Raw genomic sequence first — 11,745 nt, 5'->3', positions numbered from 1 at the left:
ATCCATCATTTAGATACGCCGTGGGTGCGACACGAAGTCGCGTAAATGATTGTTTGAAGTTCCGCTCCACGAGTTGGAATGGAACGATTGAACCTGCTGTTCCGTCAGCAGTAGCCTACAACCAGATGCACCAAATAGTGATATAATGTATCAAGCTGGTTGGACAATGTACTCCTCCCGAAAGGGGCAGACAGAACCGCGAGGGAAAGTCAATGGCTGTTAGTATCATACAGTCGGGAGGCTAGGCTGAGTAGTATGGTTAGCATAAGCGAACTGTTGTGTAAACATCGTAAAGTCGTAAGGGAGCGTAAGATACTATTTCAAGCTCCACCCAAAATGGGATGCAGCCAGTTAATCCCCTCCACGGTGGGATTACACGGATATAAGTGCTGTTGGTGGATGAGACAGAACCTAACCTACTCGTTAGTCATTGTACGTGGAACGTGGTAAGCCTGTATTTCTCCTGTCATTGTGGCAGGTAAGCGAGCCGTAAGGTGAGCCGAATGGAATGCAGGTATAAGATTGCAGAGAAAGCGAACGCCGCCTTGTAATGAGGAGGATACGGGTTGAGCTCTGTTTATGGATTGAACAGAACGACATTATCCGACACGAAAGTGGGCAGACTTCTGCGTTAGGTAATTCTTTACAATTAACTTTTAGAACTTTTGAAAGTGGAAAAGCAAATGAACGACATTAAAACATCGTGTGCACCTGCTGATAACCGGCAAACATCTTGGGACAGTATAAACTGGCTCAAATGTGAGTTGGCTATAAAAAAGCTACAAGCACGAATTGTAAAGGCTCAAAAAGAGGGCAGACATGGCAGGGTGAAAGCCTTGCAATGGACGCTTACTCACTCGTTCTACGCCAAAGCGTTGGCGGTAAGAAGAGTAACTTCTAATAGCGGCAGTAAAACCGCAGGGATTGACCTTGTAACATGGAAAGATTCCAATACAAAGTTTCAGGCAATCGGAACGCTCAAAAGACGTGGTTACCAACCACAACCTCTAAGACGGATTCATATTAAGAAAAGTAATGGTAAACTTCGACCGTTGGGAATACCGACTATGAGAGACCGAGCCATGCAAGCCCTTTACCTGATGGCGTTAGAACCTGTGGCAGAAACGACGGCAGATACCCGTTCGTATGGTTTCCGAAAGGAACGCTGTACGATGGATGCCGTACAACAATGCCATAATGTTCTACGCAAAGGATATTCTCCCGAATGGATTTTAGAGGGAGATATTAAAGGATGCTTCGACCATATCAGCCACGAGTGGTTGCTGAACAATATCCCGATGGATAAAGTGATGCTCCGCAAATGGCTGGAATGTGGTTTTGTCTTTAACAAACAGTTGTTTCCGACAGAAGAAGGTACGCCACAGGGCGGTATCATTTCGCCGACTTTAGCGAATATGGCTCTGGATGGGTTACAGAAGATTCTTGCTGATAAGTATAAACGAAGAAATGTCAAAGGCAAACGTTATTCACCAATGGTGAATCTGATTCGTTATGCCGATGACTTCATCATTACGTCAGAGAACAGAGAGGTATTGGAAACGGAAATCAAACCATTGGTTGCTGAATTTCTCGCCGAAAGAGGATTAACCTTGTCGGAAGAGAAAACGATGATAACCAATATCAATGATGGTTTCGATTTTCTCGGATTCAATATCAGGAAGTTCAAGAATCAGATATTGACAAAACCATCCAAGCCTGCACAAAAACGTTTTCTCGCTAAGGTCAGAACGACCATCAAGAGCAACAAAGCGTGTAAGCAGGAGTCATTGATACGGTTATTGAATCCGATGATAACGGGTTGGGGTAATTATTACAAACATGGAGCTACGAGGGATGCGTTTCATTGGGCTGACCATCAAATTTTCAATGCATTGTGGCAATGGGCTAAACGCAGGCACTCGAAAAAGAGTAAACGCTGGATAGCTGACAGATATTGGCATGTAGCAAAAGGAAAGGGATGGCACTTCACATCATACTTTAAGAAGTCAAAAGGAAAGCAGGATAATCTGACATTGAAAAATCTGTCGAATATCCATTTTATCCAATACACACAAATTAAAGGTGATGCTAATCCCTTTGACCCGGAGTATGATAGATACTTCGACCAGAGGGAGACCCAGAAAATGCTTGTTACGCTGAAAGGGAGGAATTCCTTGCTTTACCTATGGAAAAGACAAGACAGGAAATGCCCGCTATGCGGTATGCCGATTGACCGTATTTTACCGTGGAATGTAACCGAAAAGGTTGTAAATGGCAAAGTAAAAAGGTCTTTGGTGCACGATAAATGTTACAAACAATTTAGAAAACAACAAAATTAGAAGTTATGAGCCGGTTTCAATATACAAATAGAAACTTAGAATTGCTTGAGCCGTATGAGTGGAAACGCTCACGTACGGTTCTTAGGGGGGAAAGCTCCTGTAAGGGAGCTGACCTACCCGATCGACCTTCTGACCTGCAACAGCGTGATGGGCGAGCCATACGGAAAGGTAACGATATAGCTAAGGAATTTGCAGGGAATAAGGTAGATGTGATTATCTACGCAGTTGAGAAAAGTCTCGACTCTTACAAATTCAATTTATTGCAGAATAAGCAGACCTTTATCAATCAACTCAAAAATAATAGTTTGGGAAGTCGCACCATTGATGAGGGCAGTATGGATGAAAGCTCGGGGATGAATTTCTCGGAGTATGTAGCTATTCTTTCCGGCAATACCGAATTGTTGGAGAAGGCCAAGTTGGAAAAGAAGATCAATGCTTTAGAGAGCGAGAAGAAAGGTTTTATCAAAAGTAAATCTTCGGCTACATTCAAATTCGAGGATAGCACTCGGACGATTGAGGGAAATACGCAGATGATTAGTCGTTTGACAAAAGATTGGGATGCTTTCAATTCTCGTGTGCAGACGGATAAGGAGGGTAACAAACTCAATCCTATAAAATTGGATGGTGTAGCCTCATCTGATCCGAAAGCTATTAGCGAGAAGTTGAATAAGCTATCGGATAACGCTCGAACGAATAGCGAATACTTTGCTATTGGAGAACTTTATGGCTTCAAGTTGCTGGTCAAGACCGAGGATAGTCAAAAGGAAGGCTCTATCTTTAAAGATAATCGCTTCTTTATTGAGGGAGAAGGTGGTATCAAGTATAACTACAATAATGGTCATATTGCTACTGATCCTAAGTTAGCATCTCTCAATTTTTTGAATGCTTTGGAGCGGATACCCAAGTTGATTGAGAAATATCAGACTGACAATGAGAAGTTGTCTAAGGATTTACCTATTCTCAAAGAGGTTATTGATTCCACTTTCAGAAAAGAACCTCAATTAAAAGAGTTGAAAACGGAATTAGTGGCTTTGGATAGACAGATTCTACAAACGCTCAAAACTAAGGATGAGCCGGTACAGGAAGCACAAATTGTTGAATCTATTCCTAAGTCCAATTTCTCAAATGATACTATTCGTTCGGGAGAGTCGATGAGTATTAAGGAGATTATTGATAGTAATCGGGAGCGGATATTTGTAGGGAAGGTGGATAATGAGGTTAAGAAATCAAGTGAGGATGATGGGGTACATCGGGGGATGAGGAGGTAGGGATAGGCATATAAAAGCAGATTACAAAAATCTGCTTTTACAATGCTCGCAAATTGATGTTTTTACACAAATAGCCAAAATGTATTCTCATCTTTTTTAAGTTCATTTCTCATGATTTTCAAAAGATTATCAAGATCTTGATTAGAAATTGACCACCAACATTCCCTGTATTTTTCAGAGCCAAATAAAGTATGTATACTATTCGTAGCCTCTTCTTCAAAATACAAATCAACCAACTTAGAGCTAGCGAGTACCTCTACAAATATCCTCCCCAACTCTTGGTCTTCTTCGTCTAATATTTGTCCCCTTTCTGTAACTTTTTTCATAATATTATTGGCTCGTGCAATTTTAGCATAAGCTATACAGGCTTTGTCAATGACTTCTTTCTTTGAGTTAATAATAGTTTGCCTTTTTTCAATCTTATAGATGTAAAATTGGAATAAAACAGTAATTATAGCTGCAATAATAACTACATCTGTAATCTTCTTTTTAAAATTTAGAAATCTTGATTCCTTGTTTGGTTTACTCATAATGTGTTTTTATTAGATGTTAAAATATAAAGGTAATAAACAAATCCCTTCCTGTCATCACGACAGAAAGGGATTCCAAACCAAATAAAAATAACAAAACAACAAAAACAAATCAAACTAGCATTTCTTCCGCATCGTCATCACAACGTTTATTTTTTCTCTTATATTTATCTTTGTCAGTCAGTTGAGTTTTTCCACCAAAGTATTTATCTACAAAAATATTGACATCCGATTCTTTATAATAGTTTCGTTTACAGATAGTCTTAAATGGAATTAGACCTTGATTTCTATATCGTTGCAGGGTGCGTGGTGTAACTTTCAAGAAAAGGCATAAATCCTGATTATCAAATAGCCGTTCATCCATCACAGAACTATCAGCAACCAATAGCTTGTCAATTTTGGCATCAAGATTCTTTATCAACCTTGCCAGACCTCTGATGTTAGACTCGAATATATCATCATCTATTCTCATATCAATAACTATTTCTTTGGTTTATTCTTTTTCCTTGTCTCAATATATTCCTGATGGCTTTTAATCAAGTCTGCCAAAGCATCACTGCCCGATCTGACTAATCGCTCGGTTAGGACTCGCTTGATTTCGCCAATAGTATAATACGTTTTCCCTGATAGTGTAGAATAGGATATGAGATTATTTGTGCGTAAACGTTGTAGCGTGCGTTCGCTTATGCGAAGAAAGGTGCATACCTCATAACTATCTACCCATACCTCATCTAATTCTTCTGAAATATCTTGAGTTGTTTTATTCCTAATATAGTCGGCAATCGAATCTATCTTGTCGATTAGTTCTTTGTAGGCTTTAGAATCAATTGTAATAACTTCCATATCAATTTTGTTTGATACAAAGGTCTGATATATTGACATCTATCTTTCCCAAGCTGGGATAAGTATTTTTAAATAAAGTTTTAATTATCTTATATTTAGCGGAAAGGGAAAGAGAAATATTTCCGTAGAAAATTGGAATCTGTGGAGTTGTGTTTTCGGAGTGGAATATTTGAAAAATAGATTTTTATAAAGGTATTTGAGCCTAAAAAATGAGGAAATAAAAACTCCCAAACTTGGGTATAGCTTGGGAGTTTATTGTAATTATATCGAATGAGGTTCTATCTCATTATCCTTTGATATTCAACAGATAATACGCCATTACTATAAGATTGACTATTGTGTAATCTCCAATTCGATTCCGTTTTCATCTTAGGAAACAGTGGTATCCCATCTCCAAGTATCTTGGGAATATGAGTTATTATCATTTCATCCACCAAATTATTATCGAGGAGCATGACTATTATTTCGCCACCGCCAACAAGCCAGATATCCTTTCCTTGTTGTTCTTTCAATGATGTAATCGTTTCAATAACATTCTCAGATAAGAATTGAATATTCTCTTTGGATGTTTGACTATCCTTGTTTCGGGTAATGATGTATGATGTTTTGTCCCTATAGGGATAAATAACATCCATATTTAGAATATCCCGATAGGTGCGTCCTCCCATAATAACAGAATCGACAGAATTGAAGAATTCATCATATCCGTAATTTAGTTCAGGTGTAATCGGATAGCCGGAAAGCCAATCTAATCCTCCATCCGTATCGGCAATATATCCGTCAATAGATGCTGCAATGTATAATTTTATTTTTCTCATGGTTACAATATTTTGATATGCAATATACAAAAAAGTGTGGAGCATGCATTGCTCCGCAACGAGGTACTGGTATACCCGAAGAACGAAACAAGCACGTCCACACCATACTTTCGTATAGCATGAACATTGCACGTTTCGTCTCGTTCTTCTAAAAATTACCAGTTTTCGTTGCGAGACGTTCAGTGAACGTTATGTTATATTTTAAGGAGATTTATTTCTCCATATTTTCTTATTCATACAAAGATAGAATAAATTGTTTACTTGTTATCTGCTTCATCCATACGATCATTCAAGAACTTTATCAATTTATCTAAAAAGATAGTACGACTACCTTTACGTTCTCTGATTTCGAGGAATATATGATAAAAATCGCCTAAATTGATGTTGAAAATATACTCGATGTACTCCGTTAATTGCTTTATAGTTACATTACCGTAATTGAAGCATCCGGCTCTCTCCCAAGCGTAGATTTGTTCAACTAATTCAGCTTTCTTGCCTGTCCATGTGAGACGTACTCTGGGAATAGCTACATCTTTATCATTCGACTGAATAGAATAGGATTCTAATTTGGCTAATTCCTCATTGAGATAAATGGACAACATTTCGTTCGCTAATATTTTCGCTATTTTGAAATCGAAGCAAGTTGCAAATTGAGGATCTCTCTCAAAGTAGAAGGAATCCAAATTGAGTTGAATATCAGGCTTACCACGAACGAAGTAGAATTTATCGAAATGTGTACAGCCTGTTCGATAGTATTTATAAAAATCAAGATTCCGGTCAAAGAAAGTTTTAATATGGTCTAATTCTTTTTCAAGATATGCCTTTTGGGAATCTATGCTACCATTGGGGCGTATAGTTTCTATATTATATACCTTCCGGTAATAGATTAACTTGCTGAATAATTGAGGTTTGATCTCTTTGAAAAAATAAGTTTCCTCCTCCATATCTTTGAATGAATAAGTGGATATAAAGGCTTTTAATTCTGCAAATAGATTTTCTAATAGAATAATCGCTTTGGGAGCTTTAGCAAATAGACTTTCTTCAGCTAAGTCGATTACTTTAAGTTCGCTATTCAGCTTTTCGATCAGTTCATAAGTGTATTTTTTCATTATTTTTATAGTTGTTAATCACGGTTTGTCGTTTGTATAATGTAAATAATTAAGAGCGAGAAGCCCTTGACTGAAATGATTATTTCAATCAAGGGTTAATAATATTATTTTCTAAAGAAATAATTTGCTATTACCCACGCATTAAATCCTGCAAAACCCATGTGAGGTATGGGGAAAAAGGAATTGACACAATGTATATCCTTACATTTGAAGAAGAGTAGCCATAGGATAAGTCCGATGACAGCACCTGTAGATATACTGATTACAGATAAATATCGTTTTAACAAGCTATTTTTCTGTACATTTATTAATTCCTTTCTTGCAGCTAACCGTCTCATATGCCTTCGTTTGCTCATGATGACTGCAATTATTAGCTATATAGCCTATCAGAATTTCATTCTCAAAATCCTAACAGCATTCAGTATAGCCAGTAACGATACGCCCACATCAGCAAAGACTGCTTCCCACATAGTTGCGAGCCCGAAGCCTCCGAGTATAAGTACAAGTATCTTTACAGTAAATGCTAAGATTATATTCTGTATAACCACCTGTCTGGTCGATTTTGCAATTTTTACAGCAGTTGCAATTTTAGAAGGTTGGTCTGTCTGAATGATTATATCAGCTACTTCAATAGCGGCATCGCTACCCATTCCACCCATAGCAATTCCGACATCACTCAGTGCAAGTGAAGGAGCATCATTTATTCCATCACCGACAAAAGCAATTATATTGCTCTTGTCAATTTTCATCCCTTCAAGATGTTTCACTTTATCTTCAGGTAATAAGTCTCCATAAGCATTGTCTATTCCGAGAATAGATGCGACTTTTTCTGTAATTGAGGCTTTATCTCCGCTTAGCATCACAATCTTATCAATACCGTTTGCGTGCATATTTTTTATAGCGTCAACAGCATCTTCCTTCACTTCATCCGCAATGGTAATATATCCGGCATATTTACCGTCAATAGCAGCAATTACAATCGTTTCAACAATGAAATCCACCCTGATATCGTAATCGATATTGAATCTTTTCATCAGTTTATTATTACCAACCAAGACTTCCTTTCCATTAACCTTACCTATCAAACCGTGACCGGATATTTCTTCGATATCGCTTGCTAGATAATTATCTGTTTTACTCCTCGTAAAAGCAACGATAGCTTTGGCAATAGGATGATTAGAGAATTTCTCCATTGCCGCAACAACTCCTACCAATTCATCTTTATCAATATTATCGACTGCAACAACCTCTTGAACATCAAAAACGCCCTTTGTCAAAGTGCCAGTTTTATCCATTACCACAGTATTTACTTTGGTCATTAGGTCAAGATAATTAGCACCTTTAAATAATATACCTGCTTTTGAAGCCGCACCAATTCCACCGAAATATCCCAAAGGAATAGAGACAACCAACGCACAAGGACAGGATATTACAAGAAATACTAAGGCTCGATATAACCAATCCTGAAATATATAGTCATTGACTATAAAATAAGGTATTGCAGTAATTAATACTGCTAGTGCAAATACTATCGGAGTATATATCTTGGCAAACCTTCTGATAAGAAGTTCGGTTTTTGCTTTTCTCGAAGTAGCATCTTGTACCATTTCCAAAATACGAGCAAGAGAACTGTCTTCATATTTCTTGGTCACCTTTATAGTAATAACCTTATCTACATTGAGCATACCCGCAAGAACTGTTTCCCCTTCCGATATTGTTTTCGGTTTACTTTCTCCCGTCAGTGCAGATGTGTTAAAACTACTTGAAGGAGAAATCATTATACCATCCAATGGTACTTTTTCTCCCGCTTTTACCTGTATTATTTCATCAATTTTCACAATTTCGGGTGGTACTGTTTCATAACTGCCATTTCTTTCCACTACGGCTGTATCAGGACGTACATCAAGAAGTGCCTTTATATTTCTTTTGGCTTTATTGACGGCAGAATTTTGAAATAATTCACCAATAGCATAAAACAGCATCACAGCTACACCTTCGGGATATTCTCCAATAAAAAATGCTCCCAATGTAGCAACAAGCATCAGAGTAAATTCAGTAAAGAAATCCTTTTGCCGTATTGTTTCAATAGCTTCTTTTAACACAGGATAAGCTACAGGTATATAGGCAAGTATATACCATCCGATTCTTATGTAAGAATTAAAGAAATGTTCAAGGAAGTTGTCTAGAGAGATTCCTGCCAAAAGCATAAATAAACTTATTGCCACAGGAATATAGCTTTTCCAACTTTGTGAATTATCATGCGATTCATCCGAATCGCATGATGTACATTTATATTGTTTATTATTATCCATAACCTTATTATTTATAACAAAGATAAGTAGTAAAAGCTGCAACAAAGTTGCAAACTTATCTTTGTGAATTAATGCCCGTGTTCCCCGTGATCACTGGCCATTGATGCTATGTAAAACGCATTGGCTGTAACAATCGTTACATCCTCTTTCAATTGATTGACAGGAGTTATTTGTGTAAATCCTAACTCACTGATTCCTGTTATAACTTCTTCCCGTTTGAAATGAGAACTTTTACCTTCTTGTCCGTTTTCTTCATCTTCGAGTACAAAAATGTATTTTTTCCCTTCACTGCTTATCACTGCATCGTTAGGAACAGCAGGCGTTTTCTGCTTCCCGACATTGATTAACCCTGTGGCATACATTCCCGGTATCAACTCAATATTTCCCTGATTCTTAATACGGATATGTACTAATATGGCTTTTGTATCACCCTCGAAGGATTTATTTATCTCGTAAATCTCACCTTTCAAATTTACTCCGGGTTGATTGGTTAGCAGGATATCCACCTCCTGACCAATTTTTACTGCGTTTATATCTTTCTCGAAAATTTTCATATCACAGTGAACAGCCGAATTATCAGATATGCTCATTAATGAAATTTGAGTATCTGCGTAGCTTCCTGTACTTATATTTATCTTCCTTACCGTACCCGAAATAGGGGATTTAATCGGAATCTGGGTAACCATATTACCTGCCGAAACCTGTTCGGGACTAATAGACAATTGACGCAATTGTTTTTCAAGTCCGGTAAGCTGTGCCTTTGCTATTTCATAAGCGGCAGTAGCCTGTTGAAATGTTTTTTCGACACCTGCACCCTGAGAAGACAACTCTTTCTGTCTGTTATATTCCTGCTCTGCGGTTAGTGCTTCTTTCCTTAATGTCAGGTAATTTTTTTGAAGTTCTACTATCTCTGTATTTTCGAGATAGGCAACAGCCTGCCCCGCCGAAACACGTTTACCTTCGATAACCAATACCTGTTTGATTATTCCACCGACAAGTGATGTAACTTCTGCTTTTTTCTGTGGATCGAGATCCATCTCCCCGTTTACCCTAATTACACTGTTTAATTCACGTTGTTCTATTTTGCCTAACTTAATACCTACAGCATTCATCTGTGCTTCGGATACGGCTATTTCTTCCGATTCGCCCTCATGAGCCTGTTCGGTGTTCTCTGCGGAATTTTCAGTGCTTTCAGACTTTGTATTTTGTCCGCATGATACCAGTAATATCAAAGACAGGCTTATTAACGATATATATATTGCTTTCATAATCTTATTTGTTTCCTTGTATATAGTTTAACATAATGATTGTCTGGTTGTAGTCGTTCACTGCATTGGTGCGTTGCAGATGGATTTCAACGGCTGTTTTCAGGTTCTGAATATACTCTACATATCCTATTTCTCCTTTTTCGTAAGAAACTTGTGATATGCGGGTAATATCATCCGCTTGAGCAATTCCTTGAGAGGTATAATAATCCAGACTATTTTTTGCCTTATAAAAATCGTTGATATACGTCTGATACTGTTTTTGCATCGCCTGTACTACTTCTTCCTGCTGTACTCTTGCTATTTCAACTTCTCTTTTGGCTGCTTTAGTCTTAGCTCTTTGCTCCCCGAAAAATAACGGAATGTTGACACCCACTTCAAATCCCATAAAGTTTCCTTTATTAAATCGTTCTCTTTCCACATCATAAGGATTAAATCCTTTTATAAGAAACTGATTTTTTAGAGCAAAGTTGAAACTTGGTAAGTATCCTTGTTTAACCACACTCAGATTTTTTTCACTAACTTCTTTTTGGCTTTGAAATACTCTTCCCATAGGCGTTTGCTCTGCACTGAAATTATTGAACGGATAATTTGCTGCCATTACAGGCAATTCGGCTTCAAGAGGATTTACCGATACTTCGGCGTTCATCCATCGCTGCAAAATAAGCTGTACATTCTGATAATCTTTCTCCGCTTTTTGCAGTTCAATTTTATTCTCATTGTACAATCTTTCAGCATTCATTTGTTCCAAACGGCTGGTTTCTCCAGCTTTAAATTTGGCAGAAGCTAAAAACAGGAATTTTGAATATATGCTATCCTGCTCTTGTAGAATTTTGATATTCTCTTTCGCATATAATAACTGATAATATGTTCCTGTAATCTCTTTTACAAGTTCGTTTCGAGTCACTTCGAGATTACTGCGTTCGAGATTCGTTTCTGCTTTAAGTAATTTACTACGAGTTGTATATACAGTCGGAAAATCGAAACTCTGACTTAATGATATACTATTATCAGGACTACCTCCCGATGTAGGGTCTTGGCTCAAAGAGAAACTTGTCTTTTCAATATTGAATGCTGTACCTTGCAAATCTTTTGCTCTCTCAATAGATATTTTACCTGATTTCATAGTCAGATTATTTTCCATTGCCAGACGGATACATTCGTCCAATGTGTTTACGCTTTCCTGTGCTGAAACACCTGATGATACGGTAAACAGCATTACAAGAAGTGTAAATATTGATATTCTTATTTTTGTTTTCAT

11 protein-coding genes and 1 pseudogene are annotated in these 11,745 nt (G+C 37.5%); 3 read left to right on the top strand and 9 right to left on the bottom strand.

Annotated elements, in window-relative coordinates; translation table 11 throughout:
- Window positions 1-683 precede the first annotated feature (683 nt).
- Together ltrA and D0T84_RS14560 are read left to right on the top strand one after the other, a co-directional pair.
- Window positions 684-2,339: a group II intron reverse transcriptase/maturase gene (ltrA, locus tag D0T84_RS14565; RefSeq protein WP_163308591.1), complete on the top strand. Its 1,656-nt coding sequence runs from the start codon at window positions 684-686 to the stop codon at window positions 2,337-2,339.
- 110 nt (window positions 2,340-2,449) lie between these two features.
- Window positions 2,450-3,607: pseudogene (locus D0T84_RS14560) on the top strand (DNA methylase); the annotation flags it as partial.
- Between the two features lie 62 nt (window positions 3,608-3,669).
- On the opposite strand, the gene D0T84_RS14555 reads toward D0T84_RS14560, so the two are convergent.
- The 4 genes from D0T84_RS14555 to D0T84_RS14540 all read right to left on the bottom strand — a co-directional run bounded on the left by D0T84_RS14555 (window position 3,670) and on the right by D0T84_RS14540 (window position 5,798).
- Window positions 3,670-4,137 (bottom strand): hypothetical protein, encoded by a 468-nt coding sequence (locus D0T84_RS14555; RefSeq protein WP_163308590.1) that lies wholly within the window; start codon window positions 4,135-4,137, stop codon window positions 3,670-3,672.
- A gap of 112 nt (window positions 4,138-4,249) precedes the next feature.
- Entirely contained in the window at window positions 4,250-4,609 is a 360-nt protein-coding gene (locus D0T84_RS14550; protein WP_163308589.1) for a helix-turn-helix domain-containing protein, read from the bottom strand.
- 8 nt (window positions 4,610-4,617) lie between these two features.
- Window positions 4,618-4,980, bottom strand: coding sequence for a helix-turn-helix domain-containing protein (locus tag D0T84_RS14545; protein WP_163308588.1), 363 nt, complete (start codon window positions 4,978-4,980; stop codon window positions 4,618-4,620).
- Between the two features lie 278 nt (window positions 4,981-5,258).
- Window positions 5,259-5,798: a dihydrofolate reductase family protein gene (locus D0T84_RS14540; protein ID WP_163308587.1), complete on the bottom strand. Its 540-nt coding sequence runs from the start codon at window positions 5,796-5,798 to the stop codon at window positions 5,259-5,261.
- A 17-nt stretch (window positions 5,799-5,815) separates the two neighbouring features.
- On the opposite strand from D0T84_RS14540, the gene D0T84_RS23005 reads away from it, so the two are divergent.
- Window positions 5,816-5,950, top strand: a complete 135-nt coding sequence (locus D0T84_RS23005; protein ID WP_255495390.1) for a hypothetical protein — start codon at window positions 5,816-5,818, stop codon at window positions 5,948-5,950.
- A gap of 105 nt (window positions 5,951-6,055) precedes the next feature.
- Here the strand turns inward: D0T84_RS23005 and D0T84_RS14535 are convergent, their stop codons facing one another.
- The 5 genes from D0T84_RS14535 to D0T84_RS22450 form a co-directional block, all read right to left on the bottom strand.
- Window positions 6,056-6,907, bottom strand: coding sequence for an RteC domain-containing protein (locus D0T84_RS14535; RefSeq protein ID WP_163308586.1), 852 nt, complete (start codon window positions 6,905-6,907; stop codon window positions 6,056-6,058).
- Between the two features lie 104 nt (window positions 6,908-7,011).
- The gene (locus D0T84_RS14530) at window positions 7,012-7,263 is read right to left on the bottom strand and encodes a hypothetical protein (RefSeq protein ID WP_163308585.1); all 252 of its coding nucleotides are present in this window, start codon (window positions 7,261-7,263) and stop codon (window positions 7,012-7,014) included.
- Between the two features lie 30 nt (window positions 7,264-7,293).
- Complete coding sequence (locus D0T84_RS14525; protein ID WP_163308584.1) at window positions 7,294-9,219, bottom strand: heavy metal translocating P-type ATPase; 1,926 nt, start codon at window positions 9,217-9,219, stop codon at window positions 7,294-7,296.
- A gap of 68 nt (window positions 9,220-9,287) precedes the next feature.
- The gene (locus D0T84_RS14520; protein ID WP_163308583.1) at window positions 9,288-10,487 is read right to left on the bottom strand and encodes an efflux RND transporter periplasmic adaptor subunit; all 1,200 of its coding nucleotides are present in this window, start codon (window positions 10,485-10,487) and stop codon (window positions 9,288-9,290) included.
- A 4-nt stretch (window positions 10,488-10,491) separates the two neighbouring features.
- Window positions 10,492-11,745, bottom strand: coding sequence for a TolC family protein (locus D0T84_RS22450; protein ID WP_185155749.1), 1,254 nt, complete (start codon window positions 11,743-11,745; stop codon window positions 10,492-10,494).

Origin of the sequence: Dysgonomonas sp. 521 (assembly GCF_010501055.1) — a bacterium.
Classification (GTDB): domain Bacteria; phylum Bacteroidota; class Bacteroidia; order Bacteroidales; family Dysgonomonadaceae; genus Dysgonomonas.
Note: the sequence above shows the minus strand (reverse complement) of the source record. Positions and strands in the feature narration are given on the sequence as shown.

What these genes read in the sequence shown, in the direction of transcription:
- D0T84_RS14520 (WP_163308583.1), bottom strand. Translation starts at nt 10,487, where the DNA reads ATGAAAGCAATATATATATCGTTAATAAGCCTGTCTTTGATATTACTG.
- D0T84_RS14550 (WP_163308589.1), bottom strand. Translation starts at nt 4,609, where the DNA reads ATGAGAATAGATGATGATATATTCGAGTCTAACATCAGAGGTCTGGCA.
- D0T84_RS23005 (WP_255495390.1), top strand. Translation starts at nt 5,816, where the DNA reads ATGCAATATACAAAAAAGTGTGGAGCATGCATTGCTCCGCAACGAGGT.
- D0T84_RS22450 (WP_185155749.1), bottom strand. Translation starts at nt 11,745, where the DNA reads ATGAAAACAAAAATAAGAATATCAATATTTACACTTCTTGTAATGCTG.
- D0T84_RS14555 (WP_163308590.1), bottom strand. Translation starts at nt 4,137, where the DNA reads ATGAGTAAACCAAACAAGGAATCAAGATTTCTAAATTTTAAAAAGAAG.
- D0T84_RS14540 (WP_163308587.1), bottom strand. Translation starts at nt 5,798, where the DNA reads ATGAGAAAAATAAAATTATACATTGCAGCATCTATTGACGGATATATT.
- D0T84_RS14545 (WP_163308588.1), bottom strand. Translation starts at nt 4,980, where the DNA reads ATGGAAGTTATTACAATTGATTCTAAAGCCTACAAAGAACTAATCGAC.
- ltrA (WP_163308591.1), top strand. Translation starts at nt 684, where the DNA reads ATGAACGACATTAAAACATCGTGTGCACCTGCTGATAACCGGCAAACA.
- D0T84_RS14530 (WP_163308585.1), bottom strand. Translation starts at nt 7,263, where the DNA reads ATGAGCAAACGAAGGCATATGAGACGGTTAGCTGCAAGAAAGGAATTA.
- D0T84_RS14535 (WP_163308586.1), bottom strand. Translation starts at nt 6,907, where the DNA reads ATGAAAAAATACACTTATGAACTGATCGAAAAGCTGAATAGCGAACTT.
- D0T84_RS14525 (WP_163308584.1), bottom strand. Translation starts at nt 9,219, where the DNA reads ATGGATAATAATAAACAATATAAATGTACATCATGCGATTCGGATGAA.